Raw genomic sequence first — 17319 nt, forward strand, 5'->3', positions numbered from 1 at the left:
CCGCCCGTCCGGGCGGCCCGGCGGCCTCACGGCAGCAGGGACTTGGCGTAGCAGATGCTGCTCGGGTAGTGGCGGTAGTAGCCGAACTTCGGGCAGGGCGCGTAGCCGCTGGAGGCGTAGAGGGCGAGTGCCTCCGGCTGGCGGTCGCCGGTCTCCAGGACCATCCGGGTGCGGCCCGCGGCGCGGGCGTCGTCCTCCAGGAGGGCGAGGATGCGGCGGGCCAGACCCAGGCCGCGCGCCTGCGGTACGACGTACATGCGCTTGAGCTCGGCGTCGCCGTCCGAGTAGCCCTCGTCGTTCTCGTCCTGGCTGCGCCAGCCGCCGGTGGCGACCGGGCGGTCCCGCTCGTCGTACGCGATCAGGTAGAGCCCGCGGGGCGGCCGGAACATCGAGGCGTCCAGGGGCGTGGCGTCGCCCTCGTCCTCGTAGCGCTCGGCGTATTCGAGCTGCACCTGGTCGTTGAGCTTGACGGCATCCGGGTGGTCGTACCCGAGCGTACGTATATGCATGCGGTAGAGCGTACTTCTATGCAGACGATCACGGTGACCGGGTGGGTAGGGTGCGCGGGTGCTCACTGTTACCACTGTGAATGTAAACGGGCTTCGCGCCGCCGCCAAGAAGGGGTTCCTGGAGTGGCTGGCCGGCTCCGACGCCGACGTCGTGTGCCTCCAGGAGGTGCGGGCCGAGCCGCAGCAGCTCACCGCCGAGGTGCGCGAGCCCGAGGGGTGGCACGTGGTGCACGCCCCCGCCGCCGCCAAGGGCCGGGCCGGGGTCTCGCTCTACACCCGCCGCGAGCCCGAGCGGGTGCGGGTCGGGTTCGGCAGTACGGAGTTCGACGGCAGCGGCCGGTACGTCGAGGCGGACCTGCCCGGCACCACCGTGGCCAGCCTCTATCTGCCGTCGGGTGAGGCCGGGACCGCCAAGCAGGACGAGAAGTACCGGTTCATGGGCGAGTTCCTGCCCTACCTCAAGGAGCTCCGCGCCCGGGCCGCGGCCGACGGGCGCGAGGTCGTCGTCTGCGGCGACTGGAACATCGCCCACCACGAGGCCGACCTCAAGAACTGGCGGGCCAACAGGAAGAACGCCGGCTTCCTGCCGGAGGAGCGCGCCTGGCTCTCGCGCGTCCTGGACGCCGGTGACGGCGGCTACGTGGACGTGGTGCGCGGCCTCCACCCCGACCAGGAGGGCCCGTACTCGTGGTGGTCCTACCGCGGCCGGGCCTTCGACAACGACGCGGGCTGGCGCATCGACTACCAGCTCGCCACACCGGGCCTGGCGGCCCGTGCGGTCAAGGGCTACGTCGAGCGCGCCGCGACCCACGAGGAGCGGTGGAGCGACCACGCCCCGGTGACCGTCGTGTACGGGAACTAGGGCGGCGCCCGCACGGAGAAGTGGCGCGTCCCGGGCGACCCGGGACGCGCCACTCTCGTTCACAGGAGTGCGACTAGGCGTCGTAGTCCATGTCGAACTTGTCCTGCTGCGCCTGCGAGGCCCGCTGGGCCTCGTCCGGCAGCTCGCGGCCCTTCTGCTGGGCCTGGCGGGCGCGCTCCTGCTGCTGGTCCTTCTTGGCGCCCATCGCCTGCTTGCCCTTCTGCTGGGCCTGCTGCGCCTTGTCCTGGAACTGGTCCTTGATGCCCATCGAGTTCACTCCTACGAGGGTGTTGAGGGGCCGGGTGCCGGGGCTTTTCCCTCGGCTCCGCCGGGCCTCGACCAGCGTGGCACGCGAGGACATACGGCGCATTTCGATCAGTTACGGAAGGTCACGGAGGGTGCGTTCCTGCTCGTCGGCGGCGCCTCCCGCGCCCACCAGACCCCGGCTCACCGACCCGAGCCGCGGCTCGAAACGGCGCATCTCGCGCTGGCCCACCGCACCGATGACGGCCGGCAGGTAGCCGCGCACCGACTGCATCCCGCGCAGCCACCACTGCGCGTACACGTGCGAGGAACGGCGCTCCACACCCGCCACGATCCGGTCGACGGCCGGGCCCAGCGGATACGTGCGGTTGGACGGCCACGGCAGCCGCTGCCGCAGCTCGCGCATCACCGCGTCCTGGTCCGCGCCGCGCACCATGTCCGTGTCGGTCCAGGACAGATACCCGACCCCGACCCGTACGCCCTTGTGACCCACCTCGGCCCGCAGGCTGTGCGCGAAGGCCTCCACGCCCGACTTGGACGCGCAGTACGCCGACATCATCGGCGCCGGGGTGATCGCCGCGAGCGAGGCGATCTGGAGGAAGTAGCCCCGGCTCTCCATCAGGACGGGCAGGAAGGCGCGGGCGGTGACCGCGCCGCCGATCAGGTTCACCTCGATCACCCGGCGCCAGGCGTCGGGGTCGGAGTCGACGAACGGGCCGCCCGAGGCGACACCCGCGTTGGCGACCACGATGTCGACCTTGCCGAACCGCTCCTTGACCTCGCCCGCGACCCGCGCCATCGCCTCGTGGTCGGTGACGTCCGCGAACCAGGACTCGGCCTCGGTGTGCAGCCGCGCGGCCACCCGCTTCAGCTCGTCCGGCTCCAGGCCGACCAGGGCCACCTTGGCGCCGCGCGCCGACAGCTTGCGCGCCAGCAGCTCGCCGACGCCCCGGGCCGCGCCTGTGACGACCGCGACCTGCCCCTCCAGGCTCACCCTGCTCATGCCACTTCCTCCTCGACGCTCACATACGTACGGACCAGTTCACGCAGGCGTTCCGTGATGACCTCGGGGGCCTCCATCGGCGTCATGTGGCCGATGCCGGTGAGTTCGGTGAGGCCCACGCAGTCGGGCAGCGCCGCCGCTATCCGGCGGGCGTGCACCGGCGGGGTGAGCCGGTCGGCCGTGCCCGCCACCACGGCGGTGGGCACCGTCAACTCCCGTATCCGGGCGTCGATCTCCAGCCCGGCCAGCACCTGCGACCAGGCGTACCGGGGGCCCCGGGCGCAGCCGTGCACGATCCTGGCGCACGCCTCTATGCGGTCCGGGGCGGCCCCCGGGCCCATCGTCGCGTACCGCAGGACCTTCTTCGCCACCGGTGTGACGGGGCCGAGCGGGGCCCTGGAGCCGAGGACGGCCGCGGTGAGGCGGGTGCGCAGCCGGCCCGGCCGCAGCGGCACCACCAGCGACTCGGCGACCAGGCGCGAGCTGCCGGTGGAGCAGAGCAGCACCGCCGCCGCGTGCTCGCGCAGGGCCGGCCGGCCGGCCGCGGCCATCAGCGTCATCCCGCCCATGGAGTGCCCGGCGAGCACCGCCTTCTCGCCCGGCGCGAGGGTGGCTCCCAGCACCGCCTCCAGGTCGTCGGCGAGCGCCTCGGCGGAGCACATCGGGCTCGCGGCCGTACGGCCGTGGCCGCGCTGGTCGTAGACGACGACCCGGTGGTCCCCGGCCAGGGCGCGTATCTGCGCGGCCCAGAAGGCGGTCGAGCAGGTCCAGCCGTGGGCGAGGACGACGGCCGGGGCGCCCTCGGGGCCGTGCACCTCGACGTGCAGCCGGGCGCCGTCGGCGGAGACGGCGGTGAGCGTACGGGCGGGCTCGGGCGGGGCGAAGGGGCCCGAGGTGACGTGCGCGGGGCGTCTCACGAGGCCACCGCCTCGGGGGCGTTCGGGCTCGCGTCCGGCTCCTGGGCGCTGACGGGTGCGGCGGGGGCCGGTTCGGCGGCTCCGGCGCGGACCACCTCGTACTCCGCGAGGTCGACCCCGCGGGTCGCCCTGCGGAACTCGCCGGTCGTACCGGGCCAGATGGTGGTGTTGCGGCCACTGGCGTCCAGGTACCAGCTGGTGCAGCCGCCGGTGTTCCACACGGTCCGCTTCATGCGCTCCTGCACGCGCCGGTTCCAGGCGCCGACGGCGGAGGGCCGGGCGGCGAGCGCCACGCGTCCGCCCAGGACGTCCAACTGCCGCAGGTAGTCGGCCATGTAGCTGAGCTGCGACTCGATCATCAGGATCATCGAGGAGTTCCCGAGGCCCGTGTTGGGCCCGATGATCGTCATCCAGTTGGGGAAGCCGGCGGCCGTGGCGCCGCGCAGCGACTCCATGCCGCCCTTCCACGCCTCCGCGAGCGTGTGCCCCTCCGCGCCGATGACGCGGTCGGCGATCGGCATGTCCGTGACGTGGAACCCGGTGCCGAAGATGATCGCGTCGGCCTCGGTCTCGGTCCCGTCGGCGGCGACCAGGGTGGAGCCGCGCACCTGGCTGAGCCCGGAGGCGACGAGGTCCACATTGGGCTTGGCGAGCGCCGGGTAGTACTCGCTGGACAGCAGGATGCGCTTGCAGCCGATGCGGTAGTCGGGCGTCAGCTTGGCGCGCAGGGCCGGGTCCTTGATGGCCCGCGCCATGTTGCGCTTGGCCAGCGACTCGACGAGGCCCAGCTCGTTCGGCCGTTTGGTGAAGGCGCTGACCTGCAACTCCCGGATGCCCCACAGCAGTCCGCGGCGCGCGGCGCCGGTGAACGGCAGCCGGCGGTGCAGCCAGCGCTCGGGTGCGGTGATGGCCCGGTCCATCCGCGGCATGACCCACGGCGGGGTGCGCTGGAAGAGGGTGAGGGCGCGCACCTTCGGCTGGACGGCCGGGACGATCTGGATGGCGGAGGCACCCGTCCCGATCATGGCGACGCGCTTGCCGCTCAGGTCGTAGTCGTGGTCCCAGCGGGCGGAGTGGAAGACCTTGCCGGGGAAGGTGTCCAGGCCGGGGATGTCGGGGATCTTGGGGTCGGAGAGCGGCCCGGTCGCGGAGACGACGACGTCGGCGTGCAGGACGCTGCCGTTCGCGCACTCGACCACCCAGTACAGCTGCTCGCCGTCCCAGCGCATCAGCGTGACCTCGTGGTCGAGGCGGATGTGCGGGCGCAGCCGGAAGGTGTCGGCGACGTGCTCCAGATAGGCCCGGATGTGCTCCTGCCCGGAGAAGGTGCGCGGCCAGTCGGGGTTGGGCGCGAAGGAGAAGGAGTACAGGTGCGACGGTACGTCGCAGGCGCACCCGGGATAGCTGTTGTCCCGCCAGGTCCCGCCGACCGAGCCCGCCCGCTCCAGGACGACGAAGTCGGTGATGCCCTCCCGCCGCAGCCGGACCGCGGCCCCGAGCCCGCCGAATCCGGACCCGATCACCGCCACCCGTACGTGCTCGGGCTCGCGCTCGTGCTGGACCATGCCACCGCCTCCATGCAGGACGTCTGTGCGGAGAGTCTGAATGACGCGAAACTCTGCCAGTAATCACTGGCACAGTTGGGAGAGTAGAGCAGCGGCATACCGAGCGGTAGGGGTGAGCGGGGGAAAGTTACCGGCGGTACAACATAGGCTGGCCGACGTGGCAGACGCAGGAGTGGGGAGCGGGGACGGGGGCGGCGCCGCGGGCGGGCCCCGGGAGTACCGCATGGAGGAGCTGGCCGCCAAGGCCGGCATCACCGTACGCACGCTGCGGTTCTACCGCGAGCGCGGCCTCATCCCGCCGCCGCGGCGCGAGGGCCGGATCGCCTGGTACGACGAGCGCCACCTCGCCCGGCTGCACACCGTCGCCGCCCTGCTGGAGCGCGGCCACACCCTCTCCGGCATCGCGGACCTGACCGCCGCCTTCGAGTCCGGGCGGGACGCGGGGGAGGCGCTCGGGCTGGTCGAGCCGACCGAGGAGACCCCGGTCCGGCTGACACCGGAGGCCCTCGCCGACCACTTCGCGGGCGAGGTGACCCCGGAGAACCTGGCGGCCGCGCTCGACCTCGGCTATCTCGCGGTCGACGGCGAGGAGATCGTCCACATCAGCCGGCGGCTGCTCGACGTCTCGGCCGCGCTGGTGCGGGAGGGGGTGCCGCTGGCGGCGGTGCTCGCGGCGGGGCGGGAGGTGCGCGCCCACGCGGACGCGCTGGCCGCGCTCTTCGTCGAGCTGCTGCGGACGCACGCCCCGGACGAGGATCTGTCCCGGTTGCGGCCTCTGGCCGGGCAGGTGGTGGAGGCGGAGCTGTCCCTGGCCATGGACCGCCGTCTGGCGGGCGAGTCCTGATCGGGGCGTTCTTCGTCTGCGGGTTGTGGTGGGTTGCTCGCGCCGTTCCCCGCGCCCCTTAGTGGGTCCGGATTTCTTCCGCGGGCCGGTGGAGGGTTGCTCGCGCAGTTCCCCGCGCCCCTTGTCGGGCCGGGATTTCACCTGCGGGCCGGTGGGTGGCTGGTCGCGCAGTTCCCCGCGCCCCTGGATGCGCCCCTCCGGGGCGCTCAGGGGATGCCGGGCAGCGGCGTTTCAAGGGCGCGGGGACTGTGTGACCAGCCGTCGGCGACCCGTGACCGGGGCGTCGCCGGCCGGCAGGGCTCACCGTGGTGGCAGGTCGGGGCGGCGCCTGTCCGGGGCTGCCGTGTAGCCGGGGGGTGTCGCCGCGGGGGTGCCGTGCAGGAGGTCCAGTGCGAGGCGTACCGCGTCGTCGAGCTGGGCGTGCCGGCCCTCCGCCCAGTCCAGCGGGGTCCGCAGGATCTCCAGGTCCGGGTCGACGCCGTGGTTCTCGATGGACCACTGGTAGTCGTCGAACCAGGCCGCGTTCATCGGCACCGTGATCACCGTGCCGTCCCCCAGCGTGTGGCGGCCGGTCATCCCGACCACCCCGCCCCAGGTGCGCTGGCCGACTACCGGGCCGAGGCCGAGCAGCCGAAAGGCGGCGGTGATCATGTCGCCGTCGGAGGAGGTCGCCTCGTCGGCCAGGGCCACCACCGGGCCCCGGGGCGCGTTGGAGGCGTAGCTCACGGGCTGGGCGTCCCGGGTCAGGTCCCAGCCGATGATCTTGCGGGTGAGCTTCTCGATCACCAGCTCGCTGATGTGTCCGCCCGCGTTGCCCCGTACATCGACGATCAGCGCCGGGCGGGACATCTCCAGGCGCAGGTCCCGGTTGAACTGGGCCCAGCCCGAGCCGCCCATGTCCGGGATGTGGAGGTAGCCGCACTTGCCGCCGCTCAGCTCCCGTACCACCGCACGGCGCTTGGCCACCCAGTCCTGGTACCGGAGCGGGCGCTCGTCCACCAGCGGGACCACCGCGACCCGGCGGGAGCGGCCGCCGCCCTCGGCGGGCCGGAAGGTGAGTTCGACGGTGGTGCCGCCCGAGCCCGCGAGCAGCGGGTAGGGGCCCGCCACCGGATCCACCGGGCGGCCGTCGACATGGGTGAGCACCGCGCCCTCGCGGATGCCGGTGCCGGCCAGCGGGGAGCGGGCCTTGGAGTCGGAGGAGTCGCCGGGCAGGATGCGCCGGACCATCCAGCCCTCCTCGCGGTGGACGAGGTTGGCGCCGAGGAGGCCCTGGGGGCGCTGGTAGTGGGGCGGGCCCTCGTTCCTGCGGGCGGCCGAGACGTAGGCGTGCGAGGTGCCCAGCTCGCCCAGCACCTCCCGCAGCAGGTCGGCGAACTCGTCGGGGGAGGCGACCCGTTCGACCAGCGGGCGGTACTGGTCGAGGACCGCCTTCCAGTCGATGCCGCACATGTGCGGCTCCCAGAAGTAGGCGCGGATGATCCGGCCCGCCTCGTCGAAGGCCTGGCGCCACTCCGAGGGCGGGTCCACCTCGTGCAGGATCCGGCGCAGGTCGAGGTAGATGGTGGAGTCGGTGTCCCCGGACTCGGTGGCGGGCACGGCCCGCAGGTCGCCCTCGTCGACGACCACCAGCCGGCTGCCGTCGCCGCTCACCGCGAACCAGTCGAGGTGGTCGACGAGTTCGGTCTTGCGCGCCTTGGTGATGTCGAAGTGCTCCAGGGTCGGGCGCCCGGAGGTGTCCGCCGGATTGGCGAAGGTCTCGCCCAGCGCCCCCGAGATCGGCCAGCGCAGCCACACCAGACCGCCGCCGGAGACCGGGTGCAGCGCCGAGTACTTGGAGGCGGCCACCGGGAACGGCGTGACCCTGCTCTCCAGGCCCTCCACCTCCACCGTGACCGTGCCGTCGCCCGACTCCTCCAGCGGGTCGAGCCCGCCCGCCGCCGGGCGCCCGTCGGGCAGCAGCGCGAAGGGCGAGGGGGTGGCCGAGGAGAGCGGGACCAGATACGGGCGGCAGCCCAGCGGGAAGGACAGGTCGCCGGTGTGGACGTCGTAGACCGGGTCGAAGCCGCGCCAGGACAGGAACGCCAGATAGCGCCCGTCCCGGGTGAAGACCGGGTTCTCGTCCTCGAAGCGGCCGTTGGTGACGTCCACGATCACCCGGGCACCGGGACCGGCGATCCGGGCCATCTTGATCTGGCGCAGTGAGCGGCCGATGCCCGGGTGGGACCAGGTCAGCCAGCAGCCGTCCGGGGAGAACGCCAGGTCGCGCACGGGTCCGTTGATCGAGCGGATCAGCTCGGTGACCTCGCCGTCGGACTCCTCGGTGACGTCGATCAGCAGCAGCCGGCCGTCGTGCGAGGCGATCGCCAGGCGTTCGCCCTCCGCGTCCGCGATCAGCTCCTGGACCCGGCCGAGCTCGCCGGAGGCCAGCCGCCTGGGCTCGCGGTCGCCGCTGGCCCGGGGCAGGTACGCGATCTCGACCGCGTCCTCGCCGTCCGCGTCCGTCACGTACGCCACCTGGCCGCCGGTGCCGAGCATCTCGGGCAGGCGGACGCGGACCCCCGCGGTGTCGGTGATGGTGCGGGCCGGGCCGTCGCGGTGGGTGAGCCAGTACAGGCTGCCGCGCACCACGACTGCGCTGGCCCGGCCGGTGGTGTCGACCGAGAGCGCGTCGATATGGCTGGCGGCCGGCACCTGGTACGTACGCCGTCCGGCGCGCGGGCCGCCCAGGCGCACGTCCAGGCGGCGCGGGACGGAGTCGGGGGTGAGCGCGTCCACGATCCACAGGTCGCCCGCGCACTGGTAGACCACCCGGCGCCCGTCCGAGGAGGCGTGCCGGGCGTAGTACTCGTCGTGGTCGGTGTGGCGGCGCAGGTCGGACCCGTCGGGCCGGCAGGAGTAGAGGTTGCCGACGCCCTGGTGGTCGGAGAGGAAGGCGATCCGGTCCCCGACGAACATCACCGAGTCGAGGTGGCCGCCGATGTCCGGCAGGAGGCGCTCGCCGTGCAGCCACAGCCGGCCCATGGCGCCGCCCCGGTAGCGCTTCCAGGCGGCGGGCTCGTGCGGCGGCTTGCCGGTGAGCAGCAGGGTGCGGCGCTCGCCGTCGAGGTCGGCGCAGGCGATGTCGGAGACCGGACCCCAGGGCAGCCGTCCGCCCGGGGAGCCGTCGGTGGGGACGCTGTAGGCCCAGGAGAAGTACGAGAAGGGCTGGCCGTGGGAGGAGACGGCCAGGATGTGGCCGTCCGGGGTCCAGCCGCAGACCCGGGTGTCGGGCGAGCCCCAGTAGGTCAGCCGCCGGGCCGGGCCGCCGTCGACCGGGGCCAGATGGATCTCCGGGTCCAGGCTGCGCCAGGTCGTGTACGCGATCCGGGAGCCGTCGGGGGAGAACCGGGGGTGGCTGACCTTGGTGCGGTCCACGGTGATCCGCCAGGCCCGCGACGGGCGGTGGCCGGCGGGGACGAGGGGCGCCACCCACAGGTCGTCCTCGGCGGCGAAGCAGAGCAAGTCGTCGTGCAGATGGGGGAAGCGGAGGTAGGCGCCGTCGCTGACGGGCGCCGGCTGCTGGTCGTCCTCGGGTGCGTCGCTCACGCGTCAATGCTTTCCGCGCCACGGGGGCGCGGCAACTTATGGAGCCCTCACAGTTGTGGCACAGAACACAAGCGAAACGGTTTCGTTTCGATCAGGGGCAGCGATATTCTCGTGTGCGTACGAAACCGTTTCGTTCGGATGGGAGGTCGAGAAGATGGCAAGCAGGCTCACCGCCGAGCGTGAGGCGGAGCTGTACGAGTCGGTGCTCGACCTGCTGCGCGAGGTCGGCTACGACGCCCTGACGATGGACGCCGTCGCCGCCCGTACCCGCTCCAGCAAGGCGACCCTCTACCGTCAGTGGGGGAACAAGCCGGAGCTGGTCGCGCGGGCGCTGCGGCACAACAAGCCGGTCGCTCTCCACGAGATCGACACCGGCTCGCTGCGCCGCGACTTCCACGAGCTGGTCGGTCTTGAGGACGACTGCAAGCTGGAGAAGGACTCCGCCCTGATGCGGGGTCTGATGCGCGCCGTCCACGACAACCCCGATCTCCACCAGGCGCTGCGCGAGGTGCTGATCGAGCCGGAGATCACCGGTCTCGACCAGGTGCTGCGGCGCGCGGTGGACCGCGGCGAGGTCCGCGCGGACTGTCCCGCGCTCCCCTACGTCGTGCACATGCTGGTCGGCGCCTTCGTCGCCCGGCAGCTCGTCGAGGACCGGCCGATCGACAAGGCCTTCCTCGGAAACTACATCGACGCCGTGGTCCTCCCCGCCCTCGGCGATCCCGTCTAGCTCCCCACCAACCTGCCCCACCTGACGTACGCCGCTCTCGTCGTCGGGCTGGTTATCCACGCCCTGTAAGCCAACGACCGACCGGGAGTACGCCCTCGTGGCCACGTTCCTCTACCGACTCGGCAGGTTCGCCTTCCGGCGCCGCCGCTATGTCGCCCTGGTGTGGGTGGCGCTGCTGTTCCTCGCCGGATTCGGCGCCGCGTCCGCCTCCACTCCTTCCGCCAGCTCCTTCTCGATGCCCGGCACCGAGGCCCAGAAGGCCTTCGACCTGCTGGAAGAGCGCTTCCCGGGAGGCAGCGCCGACGGCGCCACCGCCCGTATCGTCTTCAAGGCCCCGGCCGGCAAGAGCATGAACGACCCGGCCGGCAAGGCCGAGGTGAACAAGGTCGTCGCCGAGCTGCCCAAGGGCTCGAAGCAGGTCGCCTCGGTGACCGACCCGTACCAGGCCAACGCCGTCTCCAAGGACGGCTCGACCGCGTACATATCCGTGAAGTACAAGGTCAACGGCATGGCCCTGGAGGACAGCGACCGCGAGGCGCTGGAGGACTCCGGCAAGGCCGCGCAGAAGGCCGGACTCACCGTCGAGATCGGCGGTGACGCGCTCCAGGCCAAGCCCGAGACGGGCTCCGGCGAGATCATCGGTGTGGTGATCGCCGGCCTCGTGCTGATGATCACCTTCGGTTCGCTGATCGCGGCAGGCCTTCCGCTGATCACCGCCATCATCGGCGTCGGCATCGGCGTCTCGACCATCACCGCGCTCGCCAACGTCCTGGACCTCGGCAACACCACCTCGACGCTGGCCTCGATGATCGGCCTCGCGGTCGGCATCGACTACGCGCTCTTCATCGTCTCGCGCTACCGGGCCGAGCTCCGCGAGGGCCGCGAGCGCGAGGAGGCCATCGGCCGGGCCGTCGGAACGGCCGGTTCCGCGGTCGTCTTCGCCGGTCTGACCGTCGTCATCGCGCTGTGCGGCCTCGCGGTCGTCAACATCCCGATGCTCACCAAGATGGGCGTGGCCGCGGCCGGTACGGTCGTGATCGCGGTCCTGATCGCGCTCACCCTCATCCCGGCGGTGCTCGGCTTCGCGGGCAAGCGCGTCTTCGGGCGCCGCACCCGCAAGAAGATGGACGCGGCCACGGCCGAGCCGACCACCGAGGCCAAGCCGAACATGGGCACCCGCTGGTCCAGCTTCGTGCTGCGCAGGCCGATCTGGGTGCTGCTCGCCGGTGTGATCGGGCTCGGCGCGGTCGCCATCCCGGCCGCCTCCCTGGAGATGGGTCTGCCCGACGACGGCTCGCAGCCGACCTCGACGACCCAGCGCCGCGCCTACGACACGCTCTCCGACGGCTTCGGCCCGGGCTTCAACGGCCCGCTGATGATCGTCGTGGACGGCGCCGGGGCGTCCGGCGGTGCGCAGGCCGCGGCCGACCGCACCTCCGCCACCATCAAGAAGCTGCCCGACGTCGCCGAGGTCATGGCGCCCGCCCTGAACAAGGCGGGCGACACCGCGACCATCACGGTCATCCCGAAGTCCAAGCCGTCCTCCACGGAGACCGAGGACCTGGTCCAGTCGATCCGGGACGCGGGCAAGGACATCAAGTCCGAGACCAAGGCCGAGGTCCTGGTCACCGGCGCGACCGCGATGAACATCGACTTCTCCCAGCGCATGAACGACGCGCTGCTGCCCTATCTGGCGCTCGTGGTGGGCCTGGCCTTCCTGCTCCTGATGGTGGTCTTCCGCTCGGTCCTGGTCCCGCTCAAGGCGGCCCTCGGCTTCCTGCTCTCGGTGGTCGCCGCCCTCGGCGCGGTCGTCGCGGTCTTCCAGTGGGGCTGGCTCGGCGGGCTCTTCGGGGTGGAGAACCCCGGTCCGATCATGTCGATGATGCCGATCTTCATGGTGGGCGTGGTCTTCGGTCTGGCCATGGACTACGAGGTCTTCCTCGTCACCCGGATGCGCGAGGCGTTCGTCCACGGCGAGCGTCCCGGCCAGGCGATCGTGACCGGTTTCCGGCACGGCGCCCGGGTGGTCACGGCCGCCGCGGTCATCATGATCGCGGTCTTCTCCGGCTTTATCGGGGCCAGCGACCAGATGATCAAGATGATCGGTTTCGCCCTGGCGATCGCGGTCTTCTTCGACGCCTTCGTGGTCCGGATGGCCATCGTCCCGGCGGTGCTCGCCCTGCTCGGCGCGAAGGCCTGGTGGCTGCCGGGCTGGCTCAACAAGATCCTGCCCAACGTCGACGTCGAGGGTGAGGGCCTCAAGGCCCACGCGGCGAAGGCGTCCGACGGCGACGAGGACCGCGAGCTGACGCGCGTCTGACCCGCGAAACCCCCGCAACGCCCACGGCCTGTGGGGACGGGACCGTGCGGCGAGCCGGCCCCTACGCATCACGCGTAGGGGCCGGCTCTTGCGTTGCGTACGTCCGGCTACGCCGGGGCGACTACGGCCGTCCGCTCGGCGCGGGCGTCACGCTGTAGGTGTGCCGCAGAAAGCGGACCAGGGGCGAGCTGTCGAACTGGACCACCGCTACTCCGTCCGGGGAGTGCAGCTCCACGACGGTCTGGGCCCGTCCGCAGGGCCAGACGACGATGTCGCCGCGGCGGGCCGGCCGGCGCAGCCCGGCCTCCAGGAGCGAGCGCGGGAAGACCCACTCGCTGCCCCCGGGAAAGGCGAAGCGCACGGTCAGGGGGTCCGCGGCGGGGTCGTAGCGCAAAGCGACCGGAACCGGTCGGTGGTGCGGGGCGTCCGAGACGATCCTCGCGCGGGCGTGTTCCTCGACGGCGGGGGACATCAGTCGCTCCTCACACTCACTCTGTGCAACCACTCGGGTGCTTCATCATCAAATGTCCCATATTTTCGGGGGCGTGCCGGGCGTGAGAACGGTGGGTAAATCTCGCGCGTGCGCTCTTGCGACCCGTTCGCAGGTGCACGACTATCATCGAGCGGTTCACTCGAATGGTTCCAGCCATCCAGGCCCAGCGGAGAGCACCCATGCATGTCCCCGACGGATTCATCAACGCCCCCGTCTCCGCGGTAGCCGGAGTCGGCGCGGCGGCCGCCATCGCGGTCAGCCTGCGCGGGGCCCGACGTGAACTCGACGAGAAGACGGCCCCGCTCGCCGGTCTCGTCGCGGCGTTCATCTTCGCCGTCCAGATGCTGAACTTCCCCGTGGCCGCCGGCACCAGCGGCCATCTCCTCGGCGGCGCGCTCGCGGCGATACTCGTCGGCCCGTACACCGGCGTCCTCTGCGTCTCCGTCGTGCTCCTCATGCAGGGCATCCTCTTCGCCGACGGCGGCCTCACCGCGCTCGGCGTCAACATCACCGACATGGCGATCGTGACGACGGTCGTGGCGTACACCGTCTTCCGCGGCCTGGTGAAGGTGCTGCCCCGCAGGCGGAGCTCCGTCACCGCGGCCACCTTCGTCGCCGCCCTCCTCTCCGTCCCGGCCGCCGCCCTCGCCTTCACCGCGATCTACGCGGCCGGCGGCACCACCGACGTCCCGCTCGGCAAGGTGCTCACCGCGATGGTCGGCGTGCACGTCCTCATCGGCATCGGCGAGGCGGCCATCACCGCGCTCACCGTGGGCGCGGTCATCGCCGTACGGCCCGACCTCGTCCACGGGGCCCGCGGCCTGCACGCCCCGCTGAAGTTGCGGATCGGCGACCAACTGGTCGACGCCCCCGCTCCCGAGCCCGTACCCAGCGGGGCCCGGTCCACGCACAAGGTCCGCGCCGCCTTCGCCGTCGCCGCCCTCCTGCTGGCCGGTTTCTTCTCCTTCTACGCCTCCGCCTCGCCCGACGGCCTGGAGAAGGTCGCCCACGACAAGGGCATCGACACCCAGGAGAAGAAGCACGCCACCGAGGACTCGCCGCTCGCGGGCTACTCCGTCAAGGACATCGGCGACGACCGGGTGGCCACCGGCCTCGCGGGCATGATCGGCGTCGGGGTGACGATCGGCGTCGGCAGCGGGATCTTCTGGGCCGTGCGCCGCCGCCGCGGCACCGCCGCCGAGGCCACGCCCACCTCCGTCCCCGAGACGGAGAAGGTCTGACATGGGCGCGGGCCACGCGCACAAGCTCTACCGGCAGGGCGCCTCGCCGGTCCACGACCTGCCCCCCCACTGCAAGATCGCGGCCGTCTTCCTCTTCGTCATCGTGGTCGTCTCCACCCCGCGCGAGGCCGTCTGGGCCTTCGGGCTGTACGCGGTGCTGCTCGCCTCGGTCGCGGCCACCGCCCGGATCCCGGCGCCCTCCCTGCTCAAGCGGCTGCTGATCGAGATCCCGTTCGTCACGTTCGCCGTGCTGATGCCGTTCGTGGTGCCGGGCGAGCAGGTGCACGTGCTGGGTGTGTCGATGAGCGTGAACGGGCTGTGGGGCGCCTGGAACGTCCTGGCCAAGGGCACGCTCGGGGTCGCCGCCTCGGTGATCCTGGCGTCCACCACGGACCTGCGGGCCCTGCTCCTCGGCCTCCAGCGGCTCCGGCTGCCGTCCCTGCTGGTCCAGATCGCGTCCTTCATGATCCGCTACGGTGACGTGATCACCGACGAGATGCGCCGGATGTCGATCGCCCGCCGCTCGCGCGGTTTCGAGGCGAGGGGACTGAAGGCGTGGAGCGTCCTCGCCAAGTCGGCGGGCGCGCTCTTCATCCGCTCCTACGAACGCGGCGAGCGCGTCCATCTGGCCATGGTCAGCCGCGGATACGCGGGTTCCATGCCGGTCATCGACGAGGTGACGGCGACCGGCGCGCAATGGCGTTACGCGGCGGCGCTTCCCGCGTCGGCTCTGGTGATCTGTCTGTTGGGGTGGACTCTGTGAACACGTCGGTGACCTCTTCCGGTCCTTCTGCTCCTCCCGCCTCCCTGGAGGTGAGCGGGCTGGCCTTCGCCTACCCCGACGGCCACCAGGCCCTGTTCGGGGTCGACCTGACGGTGCGGCGCGGTGAGCGGGTCGCGCTGCTCGGCCCCAACGGCGCGGGCAAGACCACCCTCGTCCTGCACCTCAACGGCATCCTCGTCGGCGGCGCGGGCTCGGTGAGGGTGGCCGGGCTGCCCGTGGAGAAGCGCAACCTCGCCGAGATCCGGCGCCGGGTCGGCATCGTCTTCCAGGACCCCGACGACCAGCTGTTCATGCCGACCGTCCGCGAGGACGTGGCGTTCGGCCCGGCGGCGTCCGGGATGCGCGGGGCGGAGCTCGAGGCACGGGTGCGTACGGCGCTGGAGCGGGTGGGGATGGCGGAGTACGCCGACCGGCCGCCGCACCACCTCTCCTTCGGCCAGCGCCGCCGGGTCGCGGTGGCGACGGTGCTCGCGATGGAGCCGGAGATCCTGGTCCTGGACGAGCCCTCGTCCAACCTCGACCCGGCGTCGCGGCGCGAACTGGCCGACATCCTGCGGGCGCTGGACGTCACCGTCCTGATGGTCACGCACGACCTGCCGTACGCCCTTGAGCTGTGCGGCCGTTCGGTGATCCTCAGCGGGGGCACGATCGCGGCGGACGGCCCGACGGTGGAGGTCCTGGCGGACGACGAACTGATGCGCTCGCACCGCCTGGAGCTGCCGTTCGGCTTCGACCCCCGGGCGGCGGCGGCCAAGGCGTAACCGGCCTACGGGGTGATGGCCTCCCGGACCGCGCGCACCAGGGCCTGGGCGCGCGGGTCGGCGGTGACGCCCTTCTGGTGGCCGTTGGTGACGTAGCCGAAGGCGATGCCGGACTCCGGGTCGGCGAACCCCAGGGAACCGCCGCGGCCCGGATGCCCGAACGAGCCGGGGCCCAGGAGCGGGGACGCGGGGCCGTGCAGCATGTACCCCAGCCCGAAGCGGGTGTTGACGACCAGGACGCGGTCCGGGCCGCTCGACTCCTCGGTACGGGCGAGGGCGACGGTGGCGGGCGCGAAGAGCCGCCGCCCGTCGACCTCCCCGAGGGTGGCGGCGTAGAAGCGGGCGAGGCCGCGGGCGGTCGAGATGCCCGCCGAGGCGGGGAGTTCGGCGGCGCGGTAGTCCGGGTCGTTCTCGTCCGGGAGCGGGTCGATGGCGCCGAAGGCACGGCGGGTGAGGGAGTCCGGGTCGGCGTAGGCGGCGGCGACGGCGGGCTTGGGGCGCAGGGTGATGCCGCCGGGAGCGCTGGGCGCCTCCACGGGCCCTACGCGCCCCACCCTCGGGGCTTCCTCCGCCGGCAGCCCGATCCAGAGGTCGGCGCCCAGCGGCCGGGCGATCTCCTCGGCGACCCAGCGGCCGATGGTGCGGCCGGTGACGCGGCGCACCAGCTCGCCCAGCAGCCAGCTGTACGTCTGGGCGTGGTAGCCGTGCCCCGTCCCCGGCTCCCAGAACGGCGCCTGCCCGGCGACCGCGTCCGCCCCCGACACGCCGTCGGCGGCCTCGGCCGGGGTGAGGGGCCGGTCGAGGGCGGGGACGCCGGCGCGGTGGGAGAGGAGGTGGCGGACGAGGGCACGGTCCTTGCCGTGCGCCTTGAACTCCGGCCAGTACGTGGAGACCGGCGCGTCCAGGTCCAGCTGGCCCCGCTGGTGGAGGAGGAGGGGGACGGCCGCGGCGACGCCCTTGGTGGCCGAGCGGACGATCTGGGCGGTGTCGACGGCCCAGGGCGCGTGCCCGTCGACGTCCTTGGTCCCGCCCCACAGGTCGACGACCTTCCGGCCGTGCCGGTAGACGGCCACGGCGGCGCCGCGGTCGCCGCGGTGGGTGAAGTTCCGGAGGAAGGCGTCCCGGACGGGTTCGTACCCCGGGTCCGTCGATCCCTGCGCGTCCACGGTTCCGCTCCTGTCCCTGCCGGCGCCGGGGCCGGGGCCGACGCGTCTCGGTCCATTGAACGCGGGGGCGGGGGGCGGATCTTCCCTGGGGGCCCTTTTGGCCGGGGGTTCGTCTGCGGGTGCGCCGTGGCTGGTCGCGCAGTTCCCCGCGCCCCTTCAGGGCCGGGTGGTTGTCTGCGGGCCGGTGGTGGGTTGCTCGCGCCGTTCCTCGCGCCCCTTCAGGGCCCGGTGGTTGTCTGCGGGTGGTGGGTGGCTGAGCGCGCAGTTCCCCG

The 17319-nt window shown here is 72.5% G+C and carries 15 protein-coding genes; 7 read left to right on the forward strand and 8 right to left on the reverse strand.

The genetic code is table 11. The annotated features are described in order from the left end of the window. Positions 1 to 26: 26 nt before the first annotated feature. The gene (locus ABZ404_RS28675; RefSeq protein WP_358835795.1) at positions 27 to 509 is read right to left on the reverse strand and encodes a GNAT family N-acetyltransferase; all 483 of its coding nucleotides are present in this window, start codon (positions 507 to 509) and stop codon (positions 27 to 29) included. Positions 510 to 567: 58 nt separating this feature from the next. Between ABZ404_RS28675 and xth the strand changes: the two genes are divergently transcribed. After that, entirely contained in the window at positions 568 to 1371 is an 804-nt protein-coding gene (gene xth, locus ABZ404_RS28680; protein ID WP_358835796.1) for an exodeoxyribonuclease III, read from the forward strand. A gap of 73 nt (positions 1372 to 1444) precedes the next feature. Here xth and ABZ404_RS28685 read toward each other — a convergent pair whose 3' ends face one another. Genes ABZ404_RS28685 through ABZ404_RS28700 form a run of 4 tightly spaced genes read right to left on the reverse strand, consistent with a single transcriptional unit; the run spans position 1445 to position 5120 of the window. Continuing rightward, on the reverse strand, positions 1445 to 1732 hold the full coding sequence (locus tag ABZ404_RS28685; protein WP_358835797.1) for a hypothetical protein: 288 nt from the start codon (positions 1730 to 1732) through the stop codon (positions 1445 to 1447). Positions 1733 to 1750: 18 nt separating this feature from the next. Beyond that, positions 1751 to 2638 carry an SDR family oxidoreductase gene (locus tag ABZ404_RS28690; protein WP_358835798.1) on the reverse strand — a complete coding sequence of 296 codons (888 nt, stop codon included), beginning with the start codon at positions 2636 to 2638 and terminating at the stop codon, positions 1751 to 1753. Continuing rightward, complete coding sequence (locus tag ABZ404_RS28695; RefSeq protein ID WP_358835799.1) at positions 2635 to 3555, reverse strand: alpha/beta hydrolase; 921 nt, start codon at positions 3553 to 3555, stop codon at positions 2635 to 2637. Before ABZ404_RS28695 ends, ABZ404_RS28690 begins: the two co-directional genes overlap by 4 nt. Further along, positions 3552 to 5120 (reverse strand): NAD(P)/FAD-dependent oxidoreductase, encoded by a 1569-nt coding sequence (locus ABZ404_RS28700; RefSeq protein ID WP_358835800.1) that lies wholly within the window; start codon positions 5118 to 5120, stop codon positions 3552 to 3554. The genes ABZ404_RS28695 and ABZ404_RS28700 overlap by 4 nt, the downstream gene beginning before the upstream one ends. 223 nt (positions 5121 to 5343) lie before the next feature. Here ABZ404_RS28700 and ABZ404_RS28705 point away from each other — a divergent pair, with 223 nt between their 5' ends. Beyond that, entirely contained in the window at positions 5344 to 5964 is a 621-nt protein-coding gene (locus tag ABZ404_RS28705; protein ID WP_358835804.1) for a MerR family transcriptional regulator, read from the forward strand. Between the two features lie 300 nt (positions 5965 to 6264). Here ABZ404_RS28705 and ABZ404_RS28710 read toward each other — a convergent pair whose 3' ends face one another. Continuing rightward, positions 6265 to 9552, reverse strand: coding sequence for a S41 family peptidase (locus ABZ404_RS28710; protein WP_358835801.1), 3288 nt, complete (start codon positions 9550 to 9552; stop codon positions 6265 to 6267). A 154-nt stretch (positions 9553 to 9706) separates the two neighbouring features. Here ABZ404_RS28710 and ABZ404_RS28715 point away from each other — a divergent pair, with 154 nt between their 5' ends. Together ABZ404_RS28715 and ABZ404_RS28720 are read left to right on the forward strand one after the other, a co-directional pair. Beyond that, positions 9707 to 10282 carry a TetR/AcrR family transcriptional regulator gene (locus ABZ404_RS28715; RefSeq protein WP_358835802.1) on the forward strand — a complete coding sequence of 192 codons (576 nt, stop codon included), beginning with the start codon at positions 9707 to 9709 and terminating at the stop codon, positions 10280 to 10282. A gap of 97 nt (positions 10283 to 10379) precedes the next feature. Next, positions 10380 to 12602 (forward strand): MMPL family transporter, encoded by a 2223-nt coding sequence (locus tag ABZ404_RS28720; RefSeq protein ID WP_358835803.1) that lies wholly within the window; start codon positions 10380 to 10382, stop codon positions 12600 to 12602. Positions 12603 to 12723: 121 nt separating this feature from the next. Here the strand turns inward: ABZ404_RS28720 and ABZ404_RS28725 are convergent, their stop codons facing one another. Beyond that, positions 12724 to 13074 (reverse strand): SsgA family sporulation/cell division regulator, encoded by a 351-nt coding sequence (locus tag ABZ404_RS28725; RefSeq protein WP_358837405.1) that lies wholly within the window; start codon positions 13072 to 13074, stop codon positions 12724 to 12726. A 200-nt stretch (positions 13075 to 13274) separates the two neighbouring features. On the opposite strand from ABZ404_RS28725, the gene ABZ404_RS28730 reads away from it, so the two are divergent. From ABZ404_RS28730 to ABZ404_RS28740, 3 genes are read left to right on the forward strand one after another with little or no spacing between them, the layout of a single operon-like run. Beyond that, positions 13275 to 14336, forward strand: a complete 1062-nt coding sequence (locus ABZ404_RS28730) for an energy-coupling factor ABC transporter permease (RefSeq protein ID WP_358837406.1) — start codon at positions 13275 to 13277, stop codon at positions 14334 to 14336. 1 nt (position 14337) lies between these two features. Then, positions 14338 to 15099 (forward strand): cobalt ECF transporter T component CbiQ, encoded by a 762-nt coding sequence (cbiQ, locus tag ABZ404_RS28735; protein ID WP_358837407.1) that lies wholly within the window; start codon positions 14338 to 14340, stop codon positions 15097 to 15099. Beyond that, a complete protein-coding gene (locus ABZ404_RS28740) occupies positions 15096 to 15881 on the forward strand; it encodes an ABC transporter ATP-binding protein (protein ID WP_358837408.1) in 786 nt (261 codons plus the stop codon). The genes cbiQ and ABZ404_RS28740 overlap by 4 nt, the downstream gene beginning before the upstream one ends. A 5-nt stretch (positions 15882 to 15886) precedes the next feature. Here ABZ404_RS28740 and ABZ404_RS28745 read toward each other — a convergent pair whose 3' ends face one another. Continuing rightward, positions 15887 to 17047 carry a serine hydrolase domain-containing protein gene (locus ABZ404_RS28745; RefSeq protein WP_358837409.1) on the reverse strand — a complete coding sequence of 387 codons (1161 nt, stop codon included), beginning with the start codon at positions 17045 to 17047 and terminating at the stop codon, positions 15887 to 15889. Positions 17048 to 17319: the final 272 nt, after the last annotated feature.

The sequence above is a fragment of the Streptomyces sp. NPDC005878 genome (genome assembly GCF_040629815.1).
Classification (GTDB): domain Bacteria; phylum Actinomycetota; class Actinomycetes; order Streptomycetales; family Streptomycetaceae; genus Streptomyces.